The following is a 26362-nucleotide window of genomic DNA, read 5'->3' as shown; positions in this document are numbered from 1 at the left end:
GTGCGACGTTGATCTGTGTCAGAAAGATATATCTTAAACTGCGAAATACGAACTGTCGAACGGGCAGGTTACGGAGCGTCCGTCTTGCCCGGTGACCGTCAATTTCCCCGCCGTCACAGCGACGCCTGCCACGCCCGCCCACCCGTCGGGCTGCGGCAAGACAACAATGGCATGACGCAAGGTCACAGTCCCGTCTGCGGAAAGAGGCACTGAACTCGCCACGCCTTCTTTCGACACCGCATTCTCTCGAAGCGCAGCGCGATGCCCTTCGGCACCCGCTGCACAGCCGTCCTCGATCCCTAAGACCCCGTCATGGCGCCCGTCCCAAGGTGCATAGTCCCGCCCACCGTTGGAAATCCAAAGCATCGTCACGGGCATCACCGCACTGTCTTTGAGCACCACAACAATGTCCCCCTCAGCCGCGCGCGATACGGCAGTCCAGCCAAGGCCCTGAGTGTCCCGCTCGATCAGCGTCACGAAATCCTCATGGCCCGATCCGCGCGGATACTTCGTGAGATCCACTGTCCCACCCTGCGCCGCAGGGAAGGCCGTCAGATCTTCGCTCCGTCCCGGACAGGCCAACAGATGAGACGGTTCCAGCGGGTCCGTCGTCACCGCCGCACGTTTCGCCGAATAGGCGATGTGATCGCCGCCCGACACCCGGAACATCGGATGATGCGCGAAGGTCAACCCACCCTGCCCGCCGGAGATCACATGGCGCTGGTAAAGCACAGGATGCCCGTCACAAAACCGCAGCTCTTTGCTGATCTCTGCACCCATCACCTCGCGGTTCAGCGCGAATTTCATCACTGCGCAATCCCCATCCTCGGCCCGCACCACCAAATGCCAGCGCGAATTCGCGCTCCAGCCATGTGGCGGGTCCGCGACCAGATCAGATGTGCCGAAAGGTGCGGCGAGGAAATCCCCCGCCAGATGCGCATCGATCACGCTGCCCGCCTGCTCCGAAGCGGGCGTGCCAACCCAATGTGCCGTGTGGAAAATCTCGCGCCCGTCGATCGCGAAGCGGCGGATATTGCCGACTGCGGGATCGAAGGCCAGATCGAGCGGCCCCGCCCGAAGACGCAGCCAGTCATCCATCAGCCCCGGAACCCCGTGGCGACGACGAATTTCTCGGAACTGTCAGAGCGTGATGCAGGCGGCTTCATGTTCACCACCTTTTCGAATTTCTGCTTGAGGAGCTTCTGCAAATCGCCCTCTGCGCCGCCGGCCAGAACCTTGGCGACAAAGGTGCCGCCCGGCGTCAGAACGTCGAAGGCGAGATAGGCCGCCGCTTCGCAGAGCGCGATGATCCGCAAGTGGTCAGTTTGTTTATGCCCGGAGGAAGCCGCTGCCATGTCGGACATGACCACATCAGCCTCGCCGCCAAGCCATTCTTTCACTTTCGCATCAGCATCATCGGACATGAAATCGAGCTGGTGCGTCTCCGCCCCGGCAATCGGCTCCACCTCCTGCAAATCGACGCCCAGAACCGTGCCGATTTTCTTGCCGCTCTTCTCGCCAAGCGCATTCACGCGTTTGACGGCCACCTGACACCAGCCCCCCGGCGCACAGCCGAGATCGACCACCCGCGCGCCCGGCACGAGAAAGCGATACTTGTCATCCAGCTCGAGAATCTTGAAAGCCGCCCGACCGCGATAGCCCTCGGCCTTGGCGCGTTTCACGTAAGGATCGTTGAGCTGACGTTCCAGCCAAAGCGTCGAAGACAGCTTGCGCCCGCGCGCAGACTTCACCTTCACCCGCAAATCGCGCGCGCCGCGCCCGGAGGATTTCTTGTCAGCCATATCTCTCAGAGTCCTTTTGATCGAAAGGCCTTATAACAGAACCTCGCGCCACAGGGAAAGGCCCTCCGGCGGGAGTATTTTTCGCAGCAAAGGAAACCGCGTGGCGTCTCCTTTGCTGTCTCCTTTGCTGCCTCAAATACTCATTCAAACGCTTTGAGCCGCGCCAGAAGGCTCGATGTATCCCAACGCCCGCCGCCCATGGTCTGCACGTCCTTGTAGAACTGATCCACCAAGGCCGTGAGCGGCAGCGCCGTGCCGGTTTCTTCGCCCGCGCCGAGGCAGATCGCCAGATCCTTGCGCATCCAGTCGACGGCAAAGCCGTGCTCATACTCGCCCGCAATCATGGTCTTGTGGCGGTTCACCATCTGCCAGCTGCCAGCAGCCCCGCCCGCGATCACCTCGACAAGCGCTTCGCCATCGAGGCCGGATTTCTCGGCAAGCAGAAGCGCCTCAGAGAGGCCCTGAACAACGCCCGCGATACAAATCTGGTTACACATCTTCGCGGTCTGGCCCATGCCGACACCGCCAAGACGTTTCACCGTGCGGCCATAGGCGGCCATGATCGGCTCGGCCTTGGCGAAATCTTCCTCGGCCCCGCCGCACATGACGGAAAGCACACCGTTCTCCGCACCGGCCTGACCGCCGGACACGGGCGCATCGACGTAGCCGATGCCATTTTCCGCGGCCACGGCCGCCAGTTCGCGAGACACGGAGGCGGACACAGTGGTGTGATCGACAAAGATCGCACCCGGTTTCATCCCGGCGAAAGCCCCGTCCGCGCCAAGGCAGACAGAGCGCAGATCGTCGTCATTGCCGACACAGGCCATCACGAAGTCGGATCCTTCGGCAGCTTCGCGCGGGGTCGGTGCAAAACCGCCTTTGTGCGCGGCGGCCCAGCCTTCGGCCTTGGCCGTCGTCCGGTTGAACACGGTCACCTCATGCCCCTTGGCCTCAAGATGACCCGCCATCGGATGGCCCATGACGCCCAACCCCAAAAACGTGACCTTCGCACCTGTTTGAAGCATGCCTTTTCCCTCTTCGCCTGATGTGATTTAACGGCCAGAACGGTAGCCGCTCCCGGCCCGGCGTCAACATCCATTCGTGCACATCCGACAGGACCGCCTTGCCCATGGCTCGCATCTTTTCGCTGCTTCTCAAACTCGTTTCCGCGCTCGTTCTTTTGACGATCATCGGCATTTGGCTCACCTATTGGCTCGCCTCCCGGTCGCTGCCCGACTATGACGCCGATTACGACGTGTCCGGGATTTCTGCGCCGGTCGAGATCGCCCGCGACAACGCCAACGTGCCGCATATCTTCGGCAAGACGGACGAGGACGTCTATTACGGGCTGGGCTTTGCCCATGCGCAGGACCGCTTGTTCCAGATGGAGCTACTGCGCCGCACGGCACAGGGCAAACTGTCGGAAATGTTCGGCGAACGCACCCTCAAAACCGACGAGCTGATACGGCGGCTCGGCCTTTATGAAGCGGCGCAGGCCTCCGTTCAGGTTCAAAGCCCGCAGGCAAAGGCGGCGCTCGAATCCTATGCCCGCGGCGTCAACGCATGGATTGCCGAGGTGAACGAGGGCGCGCGGGGACGCGGTGCGCCGGAGTTCTTCCTGTTCCCGACGGAGATTGCCTATTGGCGACCCGCCGATTCCATCGCCATTCTGAAACTGGTCGCCTTCCAGATGTCCGACCAAATCCCGAACGAAGTTCTTCGCGCGCAGGCCTCGCTCTTGCTGCCGCAGGAACGCCTGCGCGATCTGATGCCTGACGCGCCCGGCACCGGCACGGCGCTTTTGCCCTCCTACGCCGCGCTTTTCCCTGAAGTCGTCCCCGGCAAGAAACCCTCCGGCACCGAATATGCCATGGCGCCCTTCCCGAAACCCGGTCTTGCTGGCGCGTCAAACGCTTGGGCTGCGGCACCGGGCCGCTCGGCCACGGGCGAAACGCTCTTGGCCAACGATCCGCATCTCGGGTTTTCTGCCCCCGGCGCGTGGTATCTGGCGCGGATTGAGCTTTCGACCGGCGGCGTGATCGGTGCCTCGGTGCCCGGCATTCCGGGCATCGTCTCGGGCCGGAGCGAAGATTTCGGCTGGGGCATCACCGCCGCTTATCTCGATGACGCCGATCTCTACATCGAAAAGCTCAACCCCGAGAACCCGGACGAGGTTCTGACCCCCGACGGGTTCAAGCCCATGCGCACGCGTCCCTCCATCGTGCAGATCAAAGACGCCGCCCCCAAGACCCTGACCCTGCAATGGACCGAAAACGGCCCGGTACTGCCCGCGACGTCCTTTGACGTGGACACGATTACGCCTCCGGGCCATGTGGTCTCGACGGCTTGGACGGCTCTGGTCTCAGATGATCGTTCGATCTCCGCGCTCGTGGCGCTCAACCATGCTCACGACATGGACGATGCGATGAAAGCCGCCCGCGATTTCGCCGCGCCCGCCATGAACCTCGTGCTGGCCGATCCCGAAGAGGTGGAGATGAAAGTGATCGGGCGCGCGCCGAAACGCGATGCGCGCCACCAGTCGCAAGGCCGTATTCCATCGCCGGGCTGGATCGAGACCAACCGCTGGCAGGGCTGGCGTGACTTTGACGATCTGCCGCTGTTCACCGGCGGCGAGACTGGCATCGTCGGCAACACCAACAACAAAACGGTCGATGCGCCCTTCCCCAACCACCTGTCCTATCACTGGGGCGACACGCAACGGGTGCAGCGCTGGACGCGGCTGATGCAATCACGCGAGGTCCACACCCGCGACAGTTTCATCGAGATACAGAACGACATCGTCTCCCCCTCCGCGCGGACGCTTCTGCCACTCGTTGGCGCCGATCTCTGGTTCACCGGCGAGGCCGCCCCCGAAGGCACGCCCGAGCGTCAGCGTCAAAAAGCGCTGAGCCTCTTGGCGGAATGGAACGGCGAGATGAGCGAGCATCTGCCCGAGCCTCTGATCTATTACGCTTGGATGCGCGCACTTCAGGACCGCTTGATCCGCGACGAAATTGGTCCGCTGACGCGTGAGTTCACCCATGTCGATCCGCTGTTCATTGAACGCGTCTTCCGCAACATCGACGGCGCCTCCGCCTGGTGCGACGTGATCCAGTCCGCCCCGGTTGAGACCTGCACCGATATCGCGCGCCAGTCGCTTGATGACGCTCTGCTGTGGATTGGCGAACATTACTCGACGAACCTTGAATCCCTGCGCTGGGGCGACGCGCATATGGCGCATCACGATCACCCGGTTCTGGGCGATGTGCCCTTCCTGAAATGGGTGGTGAACATCCGGCAATCGACCTCGGGCGGCGACAACACCCTGATGCGCGGCGTGACCTCCGGCGATCCGGATGATCCCTTCACCAACGTCCACGGTGCGGCCTATCGTGGGGTTTACGATTTCGCCGACCCGGACAGTTCCGTGTTTATCGTCGCCACAGGCCAATCCGGCCATCCTTTGAGCCGACACTATGACGATCTGGGCGAGCTTTGGCGGCGCGGTGAATATGTCCCGATGAGCCTCGACCCGGAACTGGCGCGCGCCGCTGGCGTCGGCATCACCCATCTGGTGCCGAAGGAATGAAAAGGAAATTTTTATGGTGTCTAAAATTTTTAGAAAGAAGGAGTTACGCCGTGAGATCGCTGCGATAGAATTCAGGTATTTTCTGTCTTCTGCGGAGACTGTTATTGAAACACATAAAAGCCGATCAACATCATTTTCTGAATTAGATCAGGCGTATAGTTTTCACCTCACCTGTGAAGATAACCATTTGCAAGCCAGTTTCGAAAAACGGAAACTAGCCTATCTCAACCTCGAGGGCGATCCTGACGTCGAGTGTGGCACGAGATTAGTATATAGTTTGAATCCGACTGGTATTGTCGGGTGCCTCTTATATCCTGCTCGCAACCCGGTATCTGATGTCCAAGAATCTCTCATCCTGTTGAGAACAGGTCAATATTCAAGTTTTGAATTGCAAAAGCGCCTGAAGCGCGACCTGAAACTCCTCGAAACATACCTCTTCGTCTCCTCTCCGGACTTATCGGCAAGTCTTTTACAGCGTATGAGAATATTCTGGATACGGACATTGGGGCGCCTCCAAAAGAAGGGAGATGTTTCCAAATCTAGATTGTTTCTTTGGTTCTATTCGGGCGCAATTTTCATTCTAGGTTTTCTATTTGAAACTCTCCTAACATTTCTATTCGGTCTTTGAGTAACTTATTAGGCTAAAAGTAATATGCGCTTGTGATGCAACCGTAAGAAAGAAGGTAATATGACCTCAGAGCTCGGCAAAATGCGCGCGGGCCAGTGGTATCACAGCCTCGACCCAGAGATCGACGCGATCCGCACCCGCGTGTTCGATGCGGTGCATCGGCACAACATGGCCCTGCCATCCGAACGCGGTGACATTCATCCTGAGCTGCGCGCGCTTTTAGGCTCCGCGCACGACACCGCGCGGATCGAGGGGCAGTTTCACCTGCTCTATGGCGAGAACCTGCATCTTGGCGAAGGGGCGTTTCTCAATGTCGGCTGCGTGGTACTTGACAGTGGTCGTGTCGAGATCGGGGCGCGCACGATGATCGGGCCGAAGACGCAAATTTACTGCGCCGATCACCACCGCGATCCGGAGCTGCGTGGTCAACTGATCGAACGCGCGCTGCCGGTCACGATTGGCAAAGATGTCTGGATCGGCGGCGGCGCGATCATTCTGCCGGGCGTGACCATCGGAGATCGCGCCATTGTCGGTGCGGGAGCGGTCGTCACAAAAGACGTCGCGCCGGACACGCGTGTCGCGGGCAATCCGGCGCGGGTTCTCACATCAAAAGGGTAAGGCGTCACGCCTGCCCTTTGATCTCTTTCTTATAGACGAGGAAAGACGCGCCTTTTTTCACGGCCGTACGCGCGGCACGATCCAGCGCCGGGTCTTTGAACGGCTCTTTCTGCTGGGTGATGTCGCCCGCTTTCTTGAGCTGAATGGCGGACCAACCAGTCACCTCAAGGCCTTTGAACCCCTTGGCAATCGCAGGCTTTTTGTCCGAGGCCACCATGAAGACCATGATCGCGTGACGCGCGCCCATGCGCAGCCCGGTTTTCGCGCCAGCTGTGGCTTCGAACAGCATCATGAAAAGATGCGGTTTCTTGCCCGGCGCGGGCTTCGGTGCCGCCTGTTTCGCAGCTCCCTTTTTGGGGGCGGCCTTATTAGGGGCGGCTTTCTTGGTCGTCTTGGTCGCCTCAGCGCTCATCTCACATCTCCCGGAATTGCTTTTCCTGCCGCGGTGTCCACAACACCTTGAGTTGGTATCCCTCTTCCGTCATCTCTTCCGAAAGAACAACCCCTTCCTCAAAAAGCCATGCGCGCTTGCGGCCATCAGCATAGGGCAAAAGCATATCGCGTTCGATCTTCTCTTCTTCGAAAAATGCGGAAATCCCGGCGAGAAGCTCCGGCACGCCTTCGCCACTCACAGCCGAAATCGCGAAGATATTCTCCTCATGCGCGGCGCGCTCCAGGCGGGCGGCGCGGGCCTCCTCGTCCAGAAGGTCAATCTTGTTCCAGACCTCGAACATCGGCGCATCGTCCTTGATCCCGAGATCGCGGAGGATTTTCAGAACGTCATCGCGTTGGTTTTCGCTCTCGTCCGATGCGATGTCACGCACATGCAAGATGAGATCAGCGTCGAGCACCTCTTCCAGCGTCGCCCGGAATGCGGCGACAAGCTGGGTCGGCAGTTTGGAAATGAACCCCACCGTATCAGAGAGGATGATCTCCCGATCCCCGCCATGGGCGTTTTCGATCACCATCTGACGCATGGTCGGGTCGAGCGTTGCAAAGAGCATGTCTTTGGCGAACACATCGGCGCCCGTCACCGTGTTGAAGAAGGTGGATTTCCCGGCGTTGGTGTAGCCGACCAGAGCGACAATCGGGAACGGCACCTTGGCGCGCGAGGCGCGGTGCAACTCGCGGGTTTTCACGACCTTCTCAAGCTGACGGCGCAGGCGCGTCAGTTGTTCGTCAATGGCACGACGGTCAGCCTCGATCTGGGTTTCGCCGGGGCCGCCGACGAATCCGAGACCGCCACGCTGGCGTTCAAGGTGGGTCCAGGCCCGGACAAGGCGCGTGCGCTGATAGGTCAGCGCGGCCATTTCGACCTGCAAAACACCCTCTCGGGTCCGCGCACGGTCGGAAAAGATTTCGAGGATCAGGCCGGTCCGGTCGAGCAGTTTGACCTTCCAGTCCTTCTCAAGGTTGCGCTGCTGCACCGGCGTGACCGGCCCGTCGACGAGAACAAGTTCGACCTCATTCTCTTTCAGGCGCTGTTTCAGCTCTTCGATTTTACCGGACCCAAACAGATGCCCCGGTTGGATTTTCGGCAGGCGGACGACTTCGGACCCGACGACTTCGAGATCGGGCAAAGCATCCGCAAGCGCCACGGCTTCTTCGAGCCCTGAGACCGCGTCGCGTCGGTTCCGGTCGGAGGTAATATCAGGATGAAGCACCCAAGCACGGGTCTTCTTCACCTCAAGATCATGCAGTTCGGCCAAATGCCGCTCCTTTAACGTGAGAAAGCACCCGTCGCCTTACGACAGGTGCGCGTCACTTAATCCTTGTGAGACGGAATGCAAGGGCCTGGGATCAGGCCTCTTCACCATCGTAGAGATTGATCGGCTGGGCCGGCATGATGGTCGAGATCGCGTGTTTATACACGAGCTGCGATTGACCATCGCGGCGCAGAAGAACGCAGAAGTTATCAAACCACGTGATCACACCCTGAAGTTTCACACCGTTGATCAGAAAGATCGTCACGGGGACTTTGGTTTTGCGAACGTGATTGAGGAAAGCGTCCTGAAGGTTTTGTTTGTCGGCGGCCATGATCTTTGCCTTTTTCTTGCGCTTTTGATGCGAACTGTCCCTCGGGCGACAGCACTTGAGGCTGAGTTCGCCGGAGTTTGGCCCGAATGTCAAGATAAGGCGCTGATTTTCCCGGACATGTTTTCGACTCGGCGCAAATTTGTGTCACATCTTGTAGATGGCAGCGCTAACGCCCGCCGCATGTGGACACCAGACGCGCTCACAGCGGTCGCGCGCTTACCATCATAGAAAGACACAGTTTCCAGAAAACAGATCAGCGCCGCCAGAATTCGGGGTTGAGCAGCGCAATGATCGCAAGCATCTCAAGCCGCCCCAGCACCATCGTCGCCGCAAGGATCATCTTCTCCGCGCCGCCTAGGGTGGCATAGCTCAGAGAAGTGTCACCCGCGACCTCGACCAGCGGCCCGGTCGTGGTGAGCGCCGAAATGGTGAACACCGTGGCCGCCTCAAACGAGAGCCCGAACAGAGACAAAAGCATCATCACAGCAGCAATGGTAAAGGCGAAGACCATGAAATAGACCCAAGCCACATAGGCCCCCTCACGGCGAATACGACGCGCATTGGCCCCGGCCCCGCCGACAGAGTGCGGAGAAATCAGCTTTTCGATCTCGCGTTCGCCGTGGCGCACAAGCGCGTAGAGCCGGATCAGCTTCACGCCCCCCGCAGTCGTCGCCACACCGCCGCCAAAGATCGCCAGCCCCATAAGCAAGACACCGGGGGCCTGTAGCCCGGACCAAAGCCGCGCTTCTTCCCAGCCTGCGGATTCGAACCCGGCAGTGGACAGGAAGGACAACACCATGAACGTGCCGCCCCAGAGCGAGGACAGAGCGCGCCCCAAAGTCCAGTCGCCCGAGACTTCCAGCACCGCCACCCAATGACGCAGGAACAGGAACAGCGGCACGGTGATGATCAGGGCCAGCGCGATTTTCATCTCTGGGTCGCGCCAGAGCGGCGGTGCATCGATGCGGGGCTGATCCGCCGTGAAGGTCTTGCGCGAGAGCGCGAGGAACAGGAAGGCAAAGACCAGCAATTCTCCCATGAACCCGGACCCTGCCCCCGTCAGCCCGCCCACCGGCGAAATACCGGAGGTCGCCATGACGGACATGGCATGGCACAGCGCCACATAGGGCGAAGATCCAAACATCGAGAGCGCAAACCAAAGCGCCAGCGTGAGGCCGAGATAGATAGGGAACAGTTTCGTGGTGAATTTTGCAATGCGTTCCGGGGCCGCCGCAATCCGGGTGATCTGCGAGACGCGCACATCGCTTTGCCCGGCCTGACGTGAGGAAATCACCTCGAACCCGCCAAGGTTCAAAGGCGCAAGCACCGCAATCGCGGTAATCCACGCAAAGAGCCCCCCCAGCCAACCGACCAGAGCCGTCCAGAGATGCACCGGTTTCGTGAGCCGCGCCGGATCGTCGAACAGGGTCGCCCCGGTCGTGGTGAGCGCGGAAACCATCTCGAAATAGGCGTTGAAATAGGTCGTGTCCTTCGTCGCATCCGCGAAGGGCACGGCAAGGATCAACGGCAAAAGCGTATAGACCCCCAAAAGGGTCAAAAGCTGATTGCGCCCTTCCCGGTCCCGATCACGCCGAGTTTCGCGATCTTCCGTGCCCTCAGGCCGAAACCGCGCCATGGCGATGAACACGGCCAGCGAAGAGAACAACACACAGGCGTAAAAGAACGCCCGCACATCGTTCCATTCGCGCAGCACAACGCCATAGATCGCCGGGACCAGCATCGCGACACCGGCCACCAGCATCAGCTGGACGAAAAATGGCATGCGCGAGAAGCGGTTCATTAGAAATAGTCGATCGAAACTTGCAGCAGGCGTTCAACTTCCGGCACGTCGGCGGCCAGCGAGAAGATGGTGATCACATCGCCCTCGTCGATCCGGGTTTCCCCCATCGGCTTGACGTATTTCTCGCCCTTGGCAATCGCCCCGACCAAAACGCCTTCGGGGAAGTCGATGTCGCGAATCCGCTTGCCTGAGATCGGCGAGGTGGACAGAACCTGCGCTTCGATCACTTCCGCCTCGCTGTCGCCGACGGAATAGACGTTGCGCACCCGCCCGTGACGGATGTGGCGCAGGATCGAGGACACGGTGGTCGCGCGCGGGTTGATATAGGCGTCGATGTCGAGCGCGTTGAGGATCGGCACAAGCGTCGGATCGTTGACCAAAACAATGGCCATCTTCGCCCCACCCTGTTTCGCCCGCACCGCTGCGAGCATGTTAACCTTGTCGTCATCGGTCACGCAAAGCACGGCGTCGGCGCGCGAAATGCCACCCTCGGCCAGAAGCTCGGGATCGAGACCGTCGCCATTGAGCACGATGGTGCGTTCCAGCGCGTCTGCGGCTTTCTCGGCGATCTTGCGGTTCTTCTCGATGATCTTGGCGCGCATGCGCTCGGTCCGCGCTTCCAAAGCCTGCGCCACACCGAGACCGACATTGCCACCACCGAGGATCACGATGCGTTCCTGCTTGGCATTGGTCTTGCCGAAAATCTCCAGCGTGCGGGTGATATCGTCGGAATGGGTAAAGACATAAATCTCGTCGCGCGCGAACAGCTGATCCTTCGGCTCGGGCGCAAACAAACGCCCTTCACGGCGCACCCCGACCACGGTGGCGCGCAGGGTCGAAAAGAGATCGGTCAACTCCCGAAGCGAAGTGTTGAGCACCGGGCATTCTTCTTCGAGAAGAATCCCCATGAGCTGCACGCGACCGGCAAGGAAGGCCTGCGTGTCAAAGGCGGCCGGGGCCGCGAGACGGCGCAGGGCGGCTTCCGCCACTTCTTTTTCCGGCGAAATCACCACGTCGATCGGCAGGTGATCGCGGCGGTAGAGATCGGAATAGATCGCGGTCAGGTAGGATTGCGCCCGCAGACGCGCGATTTTGCGCGGCACGGCAAAGACGGAATGCGCCACCTGACAGGTCACCATGTTGACCTCGTCGGAATGGGTCGCCGCGATCACCATGTCGGCATCGCGCGCGCCCGCTTTGTCCAACACGTCGGGATAGGAGGCGAAGCCCTCGATCCCCTGAACGTCCAGAGTGTCGGTCGCCCGGCGCACCAGCGCGGGGTTGTTATCGACGACGGTCACGTCGTTTTTCTCGACGGAGAGCTGTTTGGCGATCTGCCAGCCGACCTGGCCCGCGCCGCAAATGATGACTTTCATTGCATCATCCCTGATCTAAAGCGTTTCGCGAAAGGCTTTCGCTTTGCCAAAGGCTTCGCATTTAACGACGGGGGCGTCAACGCGGCAGCGTGCCCGCACGCAGTTTCGCGCGACACGCCCCTCTGTGACGTCACGACTGAGTTTTATTCCGTTTCCTCGGCCACATAGGCCACACGCCCGCCCTGTTTGGTGCCTGTGACAACGCCCAGAGACTTGAGCTTGCGGTGCAGCGCCGAGCGCTCCATGCCCACAAAGGTCGCTGTGCGGGAAATATTGCCGCCGAACCGGTTGATCTGGGTCAGCAGATATTCCCGCTCGAACACCTCACGCGCCTCTCTGAGCGGCAGGGTCGCGATGGCGGGAGAGAGCATTGCCCGACCGTCATCCTCACGCACTCCGTCCTCGGACGGCAGTTCTTCTGCCTCAATCATGCCGGTGCTGTCACCGAGGATCAGAACCCGTTCGATCACGTTCTTGAGCTGGCGCACATTGCCCGGCCAGACCATCGTCTGCAACATCGCGGAGGCATCTTCCGACAGGTCCCTGAGCGGCAGGCCCTGCTCCCGGTTGAGCTTTTCAATAAAGTAGCGCGCCAGTTCCGGGATATCCTCGCGGCGCTTCTCAAGCGCGGGCACTTCAATCGGCACGACATTCAGACGGTGATACAGCTCCTCTCGGAACCGCCCGGCCTCGATCTCTTCAAGAAGATCGCGCGAGGTGGAGGAGACCACCCGCAGATCGACAGACACTTTCGAGGTGCCGCCAACCCGGGTGAACCGCTGATCGACCAGCACGCGCAGGATTTTCGACTGGGTGCCAAGCGGCATGTCCGCCACCTCGTCGAAATAGATCACCCCGCCATTGGCCTCTTCGAGAAGCCCTTTCTCGATGCCCCGCTCCGGCGTCTCCCGCCCGAACAGCACCTCTTCCATCCGGTCCGGCTCGATTGAGGCCGAAGATACGGTGACAAAGGGCGCGCCGCTGCGCTCGGACCCGGCGTGAATGAACCGCGCCGCGACTTCCTTGCCGACGCCAGCCCCGCCGGTGAGCATCACGCGACCGTTGGATTTGGTGACCTTTTCCAGATTGCTCTTGAGCTGTTTGAAGGCGGTCGAGACGCCGATCATCTCCAGATCGCCCGCTCCAGACCGTTTCAGCGTGGCGTTCTCGCGCCGCAGACGGGAGGTCTCCATCGCGCGGGTGATCACCACCATCAGCTGGTCAATATTGAACGGTTTCTCGATGAAATCGTACGCGCCCTGTTTGATCGCCGCCACCGCGATCTCGATATTGCCGTGGCCCGAAATAATGATGATCGGAACCTCAGGATGCTCGCGTTTGACATGCGTCAGGATGTCGATCCCATCCATCTCGCTGTCCTTGAGCCAGATGTCGAGGATCATCAACGCAGGAACGCCGTCCTCGATCTCCTTGAGACATTCGTCGGAATTCGAGGCCAGCCGGGTCTCGAAGCCCTCATCCTGAAGGATATCTCCGATCAATTCGCGAATATCGCGCTCATCATCGACGATCAGAATATCAGACATCTTTCACTCCAGACTTCATCTTTACACTGCAAGCTTTTGTTTTTCATTACGATTAACCTCACCCATAACGGCAAGGCGAATGGTCGCACAGGCCCCCACACGGCCCGAGGCATCCAGAGGCACACCATCGGTCAGCGTCAGCGTCCCGCCATGTTCCTCAATGATTTTCTTCACGATCGGCAGCCCAAGACCGGTGCCTTTCTCGCGCGTCGTGACATAGGGCTCAAACAGGCGCGACCGATCTTCCGGCAGGCCGATCCCGTTATCCGTGATGCAGATCACCGCCTCTTTGCCTTCGCAGCTCATCGCCACACGGATATGCGGAGAATGCCCTTCCGGAACACCTTCTTCCTCAAGGCTTTCAAGGGCTTCCCCGGCGTTCTTGATCAGATTTGTCAGCGCTTGACCGATCATTGTCGCGTCCACCTCGGCCATTGCCGTGGCGGGTTCAATTTCTGCTGCGATCTTCACATCCGGCTGGGCGTTCTGCTGCAACAGCACCGCGCCTTTCACCAGTTCGACCAGATCATGCTCCCGCCGTTCCGGACTTGGCATGCGGGCGAATTTCGAGAACTCATCGACGATCCGGCGCAAATCTCCGGTCTGGCGCACGATCACGGAGGTGTATTGCTCCAGATCGGCCCGCCCGTCCTCATCCAGCCCACGGCCAAACTTGCGCAGAATGCGCTCGGCGGAGAGTTGGATCGGCGTCAGCGGGTTCTTGATCTCATGTGCGATGCGGCGCGCCACATCACCCCATGCGGCCAGACGCTGCGCACTCACGAGATCGGTCACATCGTCAAAGGCCACAACATAGCCCTCAAGCGCCCCCTCGACATCGCGACGCGTGGCGATACGCACCAAAAGGCTCTCCTGCGCGCCGGAGCGGATCAGCCGCAATTCTTCCTGCGCCAGCTCGCGCTTATTGCTCCGCAACACATCAAAGAGCGGCCCGAATTCCGGCACCACAACCGCAAGTGCCTCCCCGGTGACATCCTTCTCCCCGAGGTTCAAAAGCGCCTGCGCCGAGCGGTTCAAAAGCGTCACGCGCCCATCCGCATCAAGGCCGACCACACCGGCCGTCACAGAGGACAGAACACTGTCGAACAAGCGACGGCGGTGTTCGATCTGGGCGTTGCGCTCCAGCAACTCGTCGCGCTGCACCTTCACCTGCCCGGTCATCTGGTTGAACACACGTCCGAGGGTCGCGATCTCGTCTTGACCATCTTCTTCCGGCACCCGCGCACTCAGATCGCCTTCCCCAACCCGCTGCGCCGCACCTGCCAGCCGCCCAATGGGGCGCGCGAGGCGTTCAGCGAACCACAGGCCAAGCCAGGTCGCGGCCAGAATGAGGATGATTGCGAAGCCGATGTACAAAAGGCCGAACTCGAACAACAGCCGACCGCGCTCGCTTTCAAGCTGGTTGTAAAGCGCGATACTGTCCTGTGTCTCATCCAGCAGGCTGAGGATTTTCCCGTCCACATCGCGGGTCACATAGAGATAGCGATCGGAAAATCCTGCAAGCCGCTGCAACGCCCGGCTCTCGTTGTGATCCCAATCGTCAATAAGCATCAACTCCCCGCTTTCGGCGCGGGCCAGTTGGTTCTCCGTCGGCTTCTCATAGTCGAACAGGTAAGACCGTTCCCCGCGGGCTTTGATCTCTCCGGCGCGGTCGATGACATAGGCCTCGCGCAGGCCACGCTGAATGAGCCCCTGCCCCTGATTGAGCACCTGTCGCAAACCACCGTCCGGCAGGATGGTCACGGAGCGACGCTTGTCGATGATGAAATTCGCCAGAGCGCGCGTGTCTTCGGCAAGACCGTCACGGTGTTCGGTTTCATAGGCCTTCGCCGCCTCCAAAGAGGAGCCGACCACGTTGCGCACCCGGTCGGAGAACCAGCCCTCAAGGCCGAAATTCACCGTGACCACGGCAAAGACCGCAACCATAACCGTCGGGATCAGAGCCAGAAGGACGAAAGCGCCAGACAGTCTGAGGTGAAGACGAGACCCTTCTGAATGCGCGCGCCGTGCCGCGACAACGCTTGCAATCCTTTGCGCCACAAGCCCCGCAACAACGATGACATAGACCACATCGGCGAGCAGAACGCCCCGCAGAACTGTCGAGGCCGGGCCGTGATCAAGAGGACCGAGAACGAGGAATGTAAGCACCGCCAACAGCGGCCCCATGACAAAGACCGCGATGGTGGCCGCATTCTGCAACCGACGTTGCCGCCGCAGTCGCACAAGCCTGTTCCAGCTCTGCCGACCGATTCTTTGTACCACAGGCTTTTGCGCCACCGTCTGGAACCCCGAACTGCTCAACCCAGCTCTGCGCGCCCTTGTTTTTTGGGGAAACTTGCACACAAAGCACCGTGGCAGAGAGAGCGCAGCCCCGTGATATTCCGGTCACTGCGCCCAAATCAGCACGGCTGTGGCCTTTTTACATCAGCTTACGGCGGCGTGTCACCTGAATATCGAGGTCGTTGATCTTTTTCCGCAAGGTATTGCGGTTGATGCCAAGAAGATCAGCACATTTGGCCTGATTTCCACCCACAGCATCGAGCGCGATTTCGATCAACGGTCCTTCGACTTCTTTCAAAATCCGCTGATACAGGCCCGGAGGCGGCAAAACCCCACCGTGCAGGTCGAAATAGCGGCGCAGATGTTTTGCAACAGAACTCGACAGCTTCTCGCCTTCGCCACCGCCCTGAAGCGGCTCCATGGCGGGCTGATTGCCAAGCACTGTTTCCACCTCGACGCGGGTGATTTCCTCTTCCGGGGAGGTCACGATCAGGCGGCGAATGGTGTTTTCCAGCTGACGCACGTTGCCCGGCCAGCTGTAGCTGCGCACCAGATCCATGGCTTCGGAGGTAAAGCGGCGCGGGCTCAGGCCGTCGCGCTCGGCTTTGGTCAGGAAGAACTCCGCCAGCAGCGGGATATCGTCCACACGTTCGCGCAGAGACGGCACGGAAATCGTCACACCGCCGAGACGGTAGAACAGATCCTGACGGAACGCGCCGTTTTCCATTTTGGCCGAGAGATTGGCCTGCGAGGTCGCCATGATGCGCGGCGCATTGTCGGTGAAACTGTCGAGCATCCGCACAATGCGGGCCTGAGCTTCCTCATCGAGATCGCCGACCTCATCAAACAGGATGGACCCGTTCTTCGCCTTGGAAATCACCGCAGCGGGCCCTTCCATCGTCGCAAGGTCAGACGCGGACACCACCACGAACGGCAGGTTGCGACGGTCGGAGAAATCGTGGATCGCGCGCGCGATCAGGGATTTGCCCGTACCGGACTCGCCGGTGATCAGCACCGGCAGATCGGTGTTCATCACGCGCGCAACAAGGCGATAGAGCGTCTGCATCGCGGGCGTGCGGCCCACGAGCGGCAAATCTTCCTGCGGCCCACCAATCTCAGACGGCGCTTTCGCGTTCGACGGCGCCGGGTTGGCGCGGCGCTTCACGTCGAGCGCTTTGGAGGCGCGCTTCATCAGATCGGGAAGATCAAAAGGCTTCGGCAGATAGTCGAAGGCTTCGGCTTCGGCGGCCTGAATGGCCGTCATGATGGTGTTCTGCGCGGAGATCACGATCACCGGAAGACCGGGGCGCAGCTCAGCGATGCGCGGCAGGCTCTCAAGCCCGTTGCCATCGGGCATCATCACGTCGGAGATCACCAGATCGCCTTTGCCCTCTTCGACCCAACGCATCAGCGTCACCAGAGACGAGGTTGCATGGACCTTGCAGCCCGCGCGCGTCAGCGCTTGGGTCAGAACCGTGCGGATCGTGCGGTCGTCATCGGCGACGAGGATCGTGCCATCCATAGTATTCTCTCCTTGTCAGTGGCGCATCGAACCAAACGGTCCGCGCGCTGCCCCTTTTTGGGTGGGGCTTTTTGCAACTTTATGACCTGTCATCCCCATGTCATGCCTTTTTCACGTCGCGCGGGGCGACAGGCAGGGAGATGCGGAAGACTGTCTTGCCGGGCACGGAGTCCACGGAAATCCAGCCTTCATGGTCGGAAATGATCTTGGACACGAGCGCAAGGCCAAGCCCCGTGCCGTTCTCGCGCCCGGATACGAAAGGTTCAAACACATCGGCGGCGATCTCCGGCGGCAGGCCGGGACCATCGTCGATGATTTCCACCTGCAATGGCAAGGCGCCGCCGCTGCCATCCTTGCGGCGCAGGCGCAAGGACAGATCATAGAAGGTCCGCAGACGGATCGTGCCACCGTCTTTGCCCGCCGCTTCCGAGGCGTTCTTGATCAGGTTCAGAAAGACCTGAAGAATTTGGTCGCCATCGACGAACGTGGGCGGCAGCGAGGGATCGAACTCCTCGATGAATGTCATATTCGCGCCGTAGGACAGTTCCGCCGATTTGCGGGCCCGGTCCAACAGGTCGTGAATGTTGATCGCGTGTTTCGCCGGTGGGCGCAGGTTGCCGAATTGCTCCACCTGCTCCAAAAGCGCGACAATGCGGCGGCTCTCGGCCACGATCAAATCGGTCAGTTCGAGATCTTCGGGTGAGAGGCTCATCGACAAAAGCTGCGCCGCGCCAGTGATCCCAGCGAGCGGGTTCTTAATCTCATGCGCCAGCATCTCGGCCATGCCAATCGCGGAACGGGCGGAGGTTTTCACCTGATGCGCACGCCCCAGACGGTCGGCGATCTGGCGCGGCTCCATCAAAAGGACAAGCCAGTCTTCCATGCCCTGAAGCGGCGCGATCTGGATGTTGCATTGCACCGGCGCGGCATTGCCGCCCGACACATCGACATTGTTGATAAAGAGCGGCGAGTCATCGCGGCGCACCCGGCCAAAAGCCTCTTCCAGCGGCGCATCAATCGCCAGCTTGTCGAACACCGGCACACCGGTCAGCACTTTGGCCGACGCGTTCAGAAACAGCTCAGCCGAGGAGTTGACCTCGACGATCTGGTTGTTCGCATCCATCATCAATGCGGGCACAGGCAGCGACGGCCAGAGCATGTCGAAACGATGGGTCATACGGCGCAGATCTCCCCGCTCAAAGCCTCTGGCAAAAGATCGAACACGCCCTTCGGCGTCTTTTCGGTCAGCACCCGCTTGCGCAGCCCGGAGGACGTGCCCGCCTCATCCATATACCACCCCAAATGTTTGCGCATCACGCGCCCCCCAAGAAATTCACCATAAAAACTCAGCCCGGCCTCGTAGTGCCCCGCGACCATCTCCGCGAAAGCTTTGCCCTCCGGGCGCACGGGCTCCGGTGCGCCGGTCAGGTTCGCGGCGACCTGCGCCAAAAGCCAGGGACGCCCTTGCGCCCCCCGCCCGATCATCACGCCATCGGCCCCCGATTGCGCCAAGGCCGTGCGGGCCTCCGCGGTGCCCGTGATATCGCCATTGGCGATCACCGGGATCGACACGGTCTCTTTGACGCGGCGGATCGCAGCCCAATCGGCGCGGCCCTTGTAGAACTGACACCGCGTGCGGCCATGAATGGTGATCATCTGAATGCCTGCGGCTTCGGCGCGCCGAGCCAATTCCGGCGCATTCAGAAGCGCATCGTCCCACCCCAGCCGCGTTTTCAGCGTCACCGGCACGGACACCGCCCCGACCACCGCCTCGATCAGCGTCAGCGCATGATCCAGATCGCGCATCAGCGCCGAACCGGAATAGCCGGACACGACCTTTTTCGCCGGGCAGCCCATGTTGATGTCGATGATCTTGGCGCCATTGTCCTCGGCCATTTTCGCCGCCAGCGCCATCGGCTCCGCTTCGCGCCCCGCCAGTTGCACGGCGGTGTTCTCGACGCCAAAGCCAAGCTCGGCCTTCTCGCGCGCGCCGGGACGCGCATTCAGCATGTCATGCGAGGCCACCATCTCGGACACAACGAGACCCGCGCCGAAAGACGCGACGAGATCGCGAAACGGCAAATCCGTGATTCCGGCCATGGGAGCCAGAAACACGGGTGGGTCCAGTGCAAGTTGCGCCAATTCAACGGGCAAGCGATTAATCCTTGAGCATTTCGGACAGGGGTAGCGGTCACAGCCGCGAGTCGCAAAGCTTCACGACGAAAAAAGTAGCGGAAAACACGTCATGCACAAATTTTAATCTACAAAAAGGTCAAAAACAGCGCATTGCAAGCCTGCGCGCCACCGATTATGCCAAAACCTATGACAGAAAATGCAGCTCTGATCGTTGCCGCCGGACGCGGCACCCGCGCAGGCGGGGAGATGCCGAAGCAATGGCAAAAGCTTGGCGCTGCCCCGGACGCACGCCGGGTGGTCGAGCATGCCATCGCCGCGTTTCGCCCGCATGTGTCGCGGATCGTTGTGGTGCATCACCCTGACGACAAGACAATGGCGCAAAGCCTTGAAAACGTGACACTTGTCGAAGGTGGCGCAACGCGGTCCGCATCGGTCAAGGCGGGGCTCGAAGCGCTTGCAGATCAAGACATCGACACAGTGCTGATCCATGATGCCGCCCGCGCTCTGATCCCTGCGGATGTCATCACATCTGTCCTCACCGCCCTGCAAAACACCCTCGGCGCTGCCCCGGCGCTTATGGTCACGGATGCGCTCTGGCACGGGGGCGCGTCGCAAAATGGCGCGCAAACAGGCATTTTTGTAGACGGCACCCGCGATCGCAGCGGGCTTTATCGCGCCCAAACGCCGCAAGGGTTCAATTTCGAGGCGATTCTCGCCGCGCACAGGGCTTTCGCTGGCGAAGCCGCCGATGATGTCGAAGTGGCCCGCGCCCATGGCATTGCTGTTGCGATCACCCAAGGCTCGGAAGAGAATTTCAAGATCACCCACCCGGAGGATTTCGCCCGGGCGGAGGCGCTTTTGCGTCAAAGAGCGCAAGAAAAACCACAGGAGACGGCACAGATGGATATCCGGCTGGGCAATGGCTACGACGTACACCGGTTTGGCGAGGGCGATCACGTCTGGCTCTGCGGTGTAAAAGTCCCGCACGGGCGCTGCCTTCAGGGCCATTCGGACGCCGACGTCGGCATGCACGCTCTCACAGATGCGATCTACGGCGCCTTGGCGCGCGGTGACATCGGCCAGCATTTCCCGCCCTCTGACCCGCAATGGAAAGGCGCGGAGAGCCATATCTTCCTGCGTCACGCCATCGGCCTTGCGCGTGAAATGGGGTATGAAATGATGAATTGCGACGTCACGCTGGTTTGCGAACGCCCGAAGGTCGGCCCCCATGCCACAGAGATGCGCGCGGCACTGGCGGAGATCATGAACGTCGATGTGGACAAAGTGTCGGTCAAGGCGACCACCTCTGAGCGTCTCGGGTTCACCGGGCGCGAAGAAGGCATCGCCTCGCTGGCGACAGCCGCGCTGATCAAGCGCTGATCGAGGAGAGATGAGATGAACCCATTCGCTGAACTGATCGGCACCATGGCCCGGATCGGCTATATGAAACCCGCCTCCGGCACTTGGGGCTCTGCCGCCGCCGTGCCGCTGTTCTGGGCGCTGGATGTGGCTCTTGGCGTGCCCGGCGTCATCATCGGCACGGTTGTGGCCTTTGTCGTCGGTCTCTGGGCCACGCAGGAGATGACCAAGGCGAAGGGCGAAGAAGACCCCTCCGAAATCGTCATCGACGAATTGGTGGGCATGTGGATCGCGCTGATCCCGGTTTCCATCGGTTCCGCCATGGCGGGCATGCCCTCCACAACGCTCTGGCCCGCGTGGCCCACGGCCTTTCTCGCCTTCCGCCTGTTCGACATCTGGAAACCCGGCCCCATTGGCTGGGCCGACCGCCGCGGCGATGCGCTTGGCGTGATGCTCGACGATGTGATCGCAGGCGTGTTCGCCGCCATCGTCGTGCTGCTCTTTGCGGGCATCTATCACGGCATGCTGCAATGACCGCCCTGCCCCATGCCCTCGCGGAAGAAGTGCTCGCGCTCGCACGCCGCGCGGGTGTGATGATCTCCACCGCCGAAAGCTGCACCGGCGGGTTGATCATCGGCGCACTGACCGAAATCCCCGGTTCCTCCGATGTGGTGGATCGGGGCTATGTCACCTATTCCAACACCGCCAAACGCGAAATGATCGGCGTCTCGCCTGTGACCTTGGCCGAATATGGCGCGGTCTCCGAGGAGGTGGCGCTTGAGATGGCCGAAGGCGCGTTGAACAAATCCCAAGCCGGGGTCGCGGTCGCCGTCACGGGCATCGCGGGGCCCGGCGGCTCGGAGCACAAACCCGAGGGCCGCGTCTGTTTCGGTCTCGCCCGCAAAGGCGCGACGACTGTGGTGGAAACGGTGGAATTCGGCCCCCTCGGCCGCTCCTCTGTGCGCGCTGCAACGGTCGAACATGCTCTGGAAATGCTGCGCTCTGCGCTGCGGGGGTGAGCGGAGTGCCACACAGGCACCAAGCCCGAAACGGAAGAACTGCCCCTCCCCATCGCGTTAACCTTAATCTGATTAACCTTAACGCGTGAGAGGGGGAGGCTCAACGTGGCAGGCGCGCCAGAGCGCCCGTCGCAGCCTTCACAGGAAGGACACGGAAGCCGCTCTCTCAGCCGTAAAGTTCCTGCGCCCGACGCTCGAATGCGCGAACGATGCGCTGCATCGCCTCGTTGAACACAACGCCGATCACGCCCTGAAGGATCGCGTTCTTGAATTCGAAATCGACGAAAAACTCGATCTCGCAGCCACCGTCTTCAGCGGGCGTGAACTGCCACCAGCTTTTCATGTAGCGAAACGGGCCGTCGAGATATTCCGTGTCGATCTTGCGCTCAAGCGGGAAAAGCTTGACCCGCGAGCCGAATTTTTCGCGGAAGACTTTGAAAGAAATCACCAAATCCGCAAGCATCAGAACATGGTCGCCCATGTCCGTGCGAGACCGAATTCGCGCTGCGGCATTCCACGGCAGGAACTTCGGATAATTCTCGACATCCGCCACCAGCGCGTACATTTGATCTGCGCTGTAAGGGAGGTGTTTTGTTTCCTGATGCGTCGGCATGGTCTCTGGTCTGTCTTTGCTCGGCCTGATACATCTATGGCGGCGACGAAAATTGCAAGGGTGCAAAGAGGGACAGCATGACGCAGCGACCTTATCACATCGACACCATGATCTCTGCCAAGACGATCGCGGCGCGGATCGAGGATCTCGCGAAAGAGATCCGGCGGGCCTATAGCGATACGGATAAATTGGTGGTGGTTGGGCTGCTTCGCGGCTCTTTCGTCTTCATCGCGGACTTGGTGCGCGAGCTGGAGATGAATGTCGAGGTCGACTTCCTTGAGGCCTCCTCCTACGGCAACGCCACCGAATCTTCGCGCGAAGTGAAAATCCTCAAGGACCTGCGCGGCGGCATCGAGGGCCGCGACGTGTTGGTGGTCGAAGACATCGTCGATACCGGCCACACGCTTTCGGCGGTGATCAAGCTGTTGAAATCGCGCAATCCGCGCAAGCTTGAGACCATCGCGCTTCTGGACAAACCCGCGCGGCGGGAAGTCGATCTCAAGGCGACATGGACGGGGTTTGAAATCCCGGACGCCTTCGTCGTCGGCTATGGCATCGACTTTGCCCAAGCCAACCGCAACCTGCCCTTCATCGGCTCGGTCGTGTTCGAGGATGAGCCGGAAGGCGGAGCACAGGCGTGAACGATCTGCGTTGGCTTCTGCGCGCCAAACGCTGGGCGCAAAATCCGCCCTCGCCCAGACGGGTCAAATTCGTCTTCGCCATCATCGCCGCCTGCATCGCGCTTTATGCGATTGAGAAAACCGTCGGATTGCCGGAGTGGATGCACGTTGAGGGCCAGACCCGTGTAAAGGTCCGGCCCGTGTCTTCGGAATAAGCCCTTAGCAGCGGCTTGCCCGTCGCCTCATTCGGCAACCATGAGGCTCTTTTCCCCAAGCAAGAGCGGCTCTTGCGCCTCAAGCGCCGCCGCGATGCGGGTCCGCGCCTGACGCAGACGTGGCGCATCGGCGAGATCGGCGTGCGAGGCCACGAACACCGGCAACGGCGGCAGATCGACCACCGGCTCAACCTGAACCAGCCGAGAGGACGCATTGCCGACCACCACCGGGAGCATCACCCGGCCAAGCCCCGCTTCGGCGAGCGCGCGCAGGGTCAGGAAACTGTCCCCCGCAGAGGTAAAGACCGCTTTGCGACGTTCCAATTCCTCACGCAGCTTCTGCGCGGCATGCGAGCGCCCGATGGCCCCCGTCAGCCCGATCCAGCGATTGGGCGACACGTCTTCAGACAGGGCATAGAAGCCAAAGCGCATCTGCGCCGCCATTTCTCCGTGCAGGTCTTCCGGCAGTTTGAAGGTCGGGCGGACCGTCACATCGGCATGCAGCCGCGACAAATCCACATGGGCGTTGTTCGAGACCAGCTCGAAAGACAAATCCTGCTCATGGGCAGACATCCGCGCCAGAAGCGGCGGCAGAACCACCTGACAGAACGTGTCGGTCGATGTGACCCGGATCACCCCCGCCAAAGGCGCTTCGCCCGCTTTTGCAAGACGTTCAACGGCACCAACGGCGGCCTCCACCTCACGCGCGGCCTCGATCAGCCGCAGCTTTTCAGGCGAGACCTCATAACCGCGCACGGATTTTTCGAACAGCTCGACCCCGAGACGCTTCTCAATCCCCGCCACGCGCCGCAGCACGGTGGCGTGGTTGACGCCCAACTCCCGAGCCGCGCCAGACACCGAACCCGAACGGGCCACGGCAAGCACGAACCGATAATCATCCCAATTAGGCCTGTGCATCATTTCCAAATCTCCCCTCCTGTTCTGACAAATATTATCATGAGGGCGGCTTTGCAGCCTTGAGGAAGATCACTTCCGCAACGATTTTTGCACATGTTTAAAAAAATTCAAAAAATTGAGTATTTAAAGTGGAGGGGTTTTATAAAGTCGAACTTTCAAGCCGCCATGGGCAATGGGCGCTCCGGTTGGCTCCCACGGCAGCCCCGTGGCCTGCGCCAATTGCCCGTCGGAGGTAATCATCCCGACGCGCCAGCCCTGGAACCGGTCGCGCATCACTTGGCCGAAACTGCCGTAAAGCGCGTAGAGGTCTTTCTTTTTCCCGATCCGCGCGCCGTAGGGCGGGTTCACGATCACAAGCCCTGCCGGGCCTTCGGGACGCTCCAGTGCAGAGATCGGCGTCGGCTGGAACATGCAGAGATCGGCGACACCCGCGCGCTCGGCATTTTCGTTCGCCATACGCACAACATTCACATTGCGATCAGATCCGTAAAACTGCAAATCGCAGGGCTTTTCGACCCAGCCTTCTTTGAGTTTTTGCACAGTGGTGGAATTAACAGCAGCAGGATTGAAAGGCGCGAGCTTTTCGAAGGCAAACCCACGGGCACGCCCCGGCATCATGCCGCGTGCAATCTCCGCGGCTTCAATGACAAAGGTGCCGGACCCGCACATCGGGTCGAGCACCGGCTCGCCCCCAGCGTAGCCACAGGCACGCAGGAAGGAGGCCGCCATGGTCTCCCGCATCGGGGCCTTGCCGACGCCCGCCTTGTAGCCGCGCTTGTGCAGCGCCTCGCCCGAGGTATCGACGGAAAGGATCACATTGTCATCCTCGATCCGCACCTTAAGCACGACCTCGGCCTCGGCGGAAATCGGCGCGCCAAGCTCTTCGGTGATCGCCCGTTCAATCCGTTCCTGCGCCGCGCCCGCGTGGTAAATCTTGTTGCGCTTGCCCGTCACCACCTCGACGCGGAACGGTACATCGGCGCGCAAAACATCTCCCCAAGGAAACTTGCGGCTGCGCTTGTCGAGCTGTGCAAGATGGAAGGCCCGGAAAGAGCCGATCCGCGCCAGAACCCGCGCGGCACCGCGCAGGGTCAGGTTGGCCCGCACCACATCGTCCCATGTGCCGTCAAAGGTCACACCGCCGCCCACGGCTTCAGGGGCGGGAAACCCCGCCTCCACCGCTTCCTCAAGAAGATACGGCTCCAGCCCCGGCTGCGTGCCGAGGAAAATCTCGAATGTCTGCACCACTTACGCCTGACCGAATTTCTTGAGACGGTTTTCGCGCAGACGGGCAAAGTCGTCGCCCGCATGGTAGGACGAACGCGTCAGCGGCGTTGCGGAGACCATCAGGAAGCCCTTGTTGATCGCGGCTTTCTCATAGTTCTTGAACGCATCCGGCGTGATGAATTCTGCGACCGCGTGGTGCTTCGGCGTCGGCTGGAGATACTGGCCGATGGTCATGAAATCGATGTCGGCGGCGCGCATGTCATCCATGACCTGCAACACTTCCGGACGTTTCTCGCCAAGACCAACCATGATCCCGGATTTCGTGAACATGGTCGGGTCCAGTTCTTTCACCCGCTGCAACAGCCGCAGGGAGTGGAAATACCGCGCACCGGGGCGCACCTCGTGATAGAGGCCCGGCACGGTTTCAAGGTTGTGGTTGAACACATCGGGCTTCGCCTCGACCACGGTTTCCAGCGCAGAGGGCGCGCATTTCAGGAAGTCAGGCGTCAGAATTTCAATGGTGGTCTCGGGAGAGCGCTTGCGGATGGCGCGGATGGTCATCGCGAAATGCTCCGCCCCGCCGTCTTCAAGATCGTCACGGTCCACGGAGGTGATCACCACGTGCTTGAGGCCAAGCTTTTGCACGGCATCGGCGACACGCCCCGGCTCGAACACATCGAGCTGATCTGGGCGCCCGGTGGCGACGTTGCAGAAGGTACAGCCACGGGTACAAATCTCCCCCATGATCATCATGGTGGCATGACCCTGCGACCAGCATTCGCCCGCGTTCGGACAGCCCGCTTCTTCGCACACGGTGACAAGCTTATGCTCGCGCATGATCTTATGCGTCTCCATGTAGCCTTTGGAGGTCGGGGCTTTCACCCGAATCCAATCCGGCTTTTTCGGCTGGGCGTTGTCGGGACGATGCGCCTTTTCAGGGTGGCGCTGGTCGGGGATCTTGAGATCACGCATGGCGGGGCCTTCTTTTCCGTTTGGATCACGATATAGGCAACCTGCCCGCAAATGTCTCGCGA

At 60.7% G+C, this 26362-nt stretch carries 25 protein-coding genes; 8 read left to right on the top strand and 17 right to left on the bottom strand.

Features of this window, described 5'->3' with window-relative positions; genetic code table 11:
• Positions 1 to 33 precede the first annotated feature (33 nt).
• The 3 genes from ACYBHZ_RS06970 to ACYBHZ_RS06960 all read right to left on the bottom strand — a co-directional run bounded on the left by ACYBHZ_RS06970 (position 34) and on the right by ACYBHZ_RS06960 (position 2827).
• A complete protein-coding gene (locus ACYBHZ_RS06970; protein WP_460273534.1) occupies positions 34 to 1098 on the bottom strand; it encodes a hypothetical protein in 1065 nt (354 codons plus the stop codon).
• Entirely contained in the window at positions 1098 to 1802 is a 705-nt protein-coding gene (locus ACYBHZ_RS06965) for an RlmE family RNA methyltransferase (RefSeq protein ID WP_460273533.1), read from the bottom strand. The genes ACYBHZ_RS06970 and ACYBHZ_RS06965 overlap by 1 nt, the downstream gene beginning before the upstream one ends.
• Positions 1803 to 1942: 140 nt before the next feature.
• Positions 1943 to 2827 (bottom strand): NAD(P)-dependent oxidoreductase, encoded by an 885-nt coding sequence (locus ACYBHZ_RS06960; RefSeq protein ID WP_460273532.1) that lies wholly within the window; start codon positions 2825 to 2827, stop codon positions 1943 to 1945.
• Positions 2828 to 2931: 104 nt separating this feature from the next.
• Between ACYBHZ_RS06960 and ACYBHZ_RS06955 the strand changes: the two genes are divergently transcribed.
• Genes ACYBHZ_RS06955 through ACYBHZ_RS06945 form a run of 3 tightly spaced genes read left to right on the top strand, consistent with a single transcriptional unit; the run spans position 2932 to position 6637 of the window.
• A complete protein-coding gene (locus tag ACYBHZ_RS06955; RefSeq protein WP_460273531.1) occupies positions 2932 to 5391 on the top strand; it encodes a penicillin acylase family protein in 2460 nt (819 codons plus the stop codon).
• A 13-nt stretch (positions 5392 to 5404) separates the two neighbouring features.
• On the top strand, positions 5405 to 6019 hold the full coding sequence (locus tag ACYBHZ_RS06950) for a hypothetical protein (protein ID WP_460273530.1): 615 nt from the start codon (positions 5405 to 5407) through the stop codon (positions 6017 to 6019).
• Between the two features lie 60 nt (positions 6020 to 6079).
• Positions 6080 to 6637 carry a sugar O-acetyltransferase gene (locus tag ACYBHZ_RS06945; RefSeq protein WP_460273529.1) on the top strand — a complete coding sequence of 186 codons (558 nt, stop codon included), beginning with the start codon at positions 6080 to 6082 and terminating at the stop codon, positions 6635 to 6637.
• A gap of 4 nt (positions 6638 to 6641) precedes the next feature.
• Here ACYBHZ_RS06945 and ACYBHZ_RS06940 read toward each other — a convergent pair whose 3' ends face one another.
• The 10 genes from ACYBHZ_RS06940 to dusB form a co-directional block, all read right to left on the bottom strand.
• Positions 6642 to 7049 (bottom strand): hypothetical protein, encoded by a 408-nt coding sequence (locus ACYBHZ_RS06940; protein ID WP_460273528.1) that lies wholly within the window; start codon positions 7047 to 7049, stop codon positions 6642 to 6644.
• A gap of 1 nt (position 7050) precedes the next feature.
• Positions 7051 to 8346, bottom strand: coding sequence for a GTPase HflX (hflX, locus tag ACYBHZ_RS06935; protein WP_460273527.1), 1296 nt, complete (start codon positions 8344 to 8346; stop codon positions 7051 to 7053).
• A gap of 91 nt (positions 8347 to 8437) precedes the next feature.
• Positions 8438 to 8674: an RNA chaperone Hfq gene (gene hfq, locus ACYBHZ_RS06930; RefSeq protein ID WP_066603845.1), complete on the bottom strand. Its 237-nt coding sequence runs from the start codon at positions 8672 to 8674 to the stop codon at positions 8438 to 8440.
• 253 nt (positions 8675 to 8927) lie between these two features.
• Entirely contained in the window at positions 8928 to 10457 is a 1530-nt protein-coding gene (locus ACYBHZ_RS06925; RefSeq protein ID WP_460273526.1) for a TrkH family potassium uptake protein, read from the bottom strand.
• Between the two features lie 17 nt (positions 10458 to 10474).
• Entirely contained in the window at positions 10475 to 11851 is a 1377-nt protein-coding gene (trkA, locus tag ACYBHZ_RS06920; protein WP_460273525.1) for a Trk system potassium transporter TrkA, read from the bottom strand.
• A gap of 143 nt (positions 11852 to 11994) precedes the next feature.
• Positions 11995 to 13398, bottom strand: a complete 1404-nt coding sequence (ntrX, locus tag ACYBHZ_RS06915; RefSeq protein ID WP_460273524.1) for a nitrogen assimilation response regulator NtrX — start codon at positions 13396 to 13398, stop codon at positions 11995 to 11997.
• Between the two features lie 21 nt (positions 13399 to 13419).
• Positions 13420 to 15585: a sensor histidine kinase NtrY-like gene (locus ACYBHZ_RS06910; RefSeq protein WP_460273890.1), complete on the bottom strand. Its 2166-nt coding sequence runs from the start codon at positions 15583 to 15585 to the stop codon at positions 13420 to 13422.
• A gap of 253 nt (positions 15586 to 15838) precedes the next feature.
• Entirely contained in the window at positions 15839 to 17221 is a 1383-nt protein-coding gene (locus ACYBHZ_RS06905) for a response regulator (RefSeq protein ID WP_460273523.1), read from the bottom strand.
• Positions 17222 to 17321: 100 nt separating this feature from the next.
• Positions 17322 to 18398 (bottom strand): two-component system sensor histidine kinase NtrB, encoded by a 1077-nt coding sequence (locus tag ACYBHZ_RS06900; RefSeq protein WP_460273522.1) that lies wholly within the window; start codon positions 18396 to 18398, stop codon positions 17322 to 17324.
• The gene (gene dusB / locus ACYBHZ_RS06895) at positions 18395 to 19375 is read right to left on the bottom strand and encodes a tRNA dihydrouridine synthase DusB (RefSeq protein ID WP_460273521.1); all 981 of its coding nucleotides are present in this window, start codon (positions 19373 to 19375) and stop codon (positions 18395 to 18397) included. Before dusB ends, ACYBHZ_RS06900 begins: the two co-directional genes overlap by 4 nt.
• 168 nt (positions 19376 to 19543) lie before the next feature.
• On the opposite strand from dusB, the gene ACYBHZ_RS06890 reads away from it, so the two are divergent.
• Genes ACYBHZ_RS06890 through ACYBHZ_RS06880 form a run of 3 tightly spaced genes read left to right on the top strand, consistent with a single transcriptional unit; the run spans position 19544 to position 21735 of the window.
• Positions 19544 to 20737 (top strand): bifunctional 2-C-methyl-D-erythritol 4-phosphate cytidylyltransferase/2-C-methyl-D-erythritol 2,4-cyclodiphosphate synthase, encoded by a 1194-nt coding sequence (locus ACYBHZ_RS06890; RefSeq protein WP_460273520.1) that lies wholly within the window; start codon positions 19544 to 19546, stop codon positions 20735 to 20737.
• Between the two features lie 15 nt (positions 20738 to 20752).
• A complete protein-coding gene (locus tag ACYBHZ_RS06885; protein ID WP_460273519.1) occupies positions 20753 to 21250 on the top strand; it encodes a phosphatidylglycerophosphatase A family protein in 498 nt (165 codons plus the stop codon).
• Positions 21247 to 21735 carry a CinA family protein gene (locus ACYBHZ_RS06880; RefSeq protein WP_460273518.1) on the top strand — a complete coding sequence of 163 codons (489 nt, stop codon included), beginning with the start codon at positions 21247 to 21249 and terminating at the stop codon, positions 21733 to 21735. Before ACYBHZ_RS06885 ends, ACYBHZ_RS06880 begins: the two co-directional genes overlap by 4 nt.
• 166 nt (positions 21736 to 21901) lie before the next feature.
• Here the strand turns inward: ACYBHZ_RS06880 and ACYBHZ_RS06875 are convergent, their stop codons facing one another.
• Positions 21902 to 22348, bottom strand: coding sequence for a type II toxin-antitoxin system RatA family toxin (locus ACYBHZ_RS06875; RefSeq protein WP_460273517.1), 447 nt, complete (start codon positions 22346 to 22348; stop codon positions 21902 to 21904).
• A gap of 77 nt (positions 22349 to 22425) precedes the next feature.
• Between ACYBHZ_RS06875 and hpt the strand changes: the two genes are divergently transcribed.
• The gene (hpt, locus tag ACYBHZ_RS06870; RefSeq protein ID WP_460273516.1) at positions 22426 to 22989 is read left to right on the top strand and encodes a hypoxanthine phosphoribosyltransferase; all 564 of its coding nucleotides are present in this window, start codon (positions 22426 to 22428) and stop codon (positions 22987 to 22989) included.
• On the top strand, positions 22986 to 23183 hold the full coding sequence (locus ACYBHZ_RS06865; RefSeq protein ID WP_460273515.1) for a hypothetical protein: 198 nt from the start codon (positions 22986 to 22988) through the stop codon (positions 23181 to 23183). The genes hpt and ACYBHZ_RS06865 overlap by 4 nt, the downstream gene beginning before the upstream one ends.
• Positions 23184 to 23210: 27 nt before the next feature.
• Here ACYBHZ_RS06865 and ACYBHZ_RS06860 read toward each other — a convergent pair whose 3' ends face one another.
• The 3 genes from ACYBHZ_RS06860 to lipA form a co-directional block, all read right to left on the bottom strand.
• Entirely contained in the window at positions 23211 to 24104 is an 894-nt protein-coding gene (locus ACYBHZ_RS06860) for a LysR family transcriptional regulator (protein WP_460273514.1), read from the bottom strand.
• Positions 24105 to 24224: 120 nt separating this feature from the next.
• On the bottom strand, positions 24225 to 25349 hold the full coding sequence (locus ACYBHZ_RS06855; RefSeq protein ID WP_460273513.1) for a THUMP domain-containing class I SAM-dependent RNA methyltransferase: 1125 nt from the start codon (positions 25347 to 25349) through the stop codon (positions 24225 to 24227).
• On the bottom strand, positions 25350 to 26300 hold the full coding sequence (lipA, locus tag ACYBHZ_RS06850; RefSeq protein WP_460273512.1) for a lipoyl synthase: 951 nt from the start codon (positions 26298 to 26300) through the stop codon (positions 25350 to 25352).
• Positions 26301 to 26362: the final 62 nt, after the last annotated feature.

It is taken from the genome of Celeribacter sp. ULVN23_4 (assembly GCF_054788345.1).
This window is presented reverse-complemented; position numbering and strand designations above follow the sequence as displayed.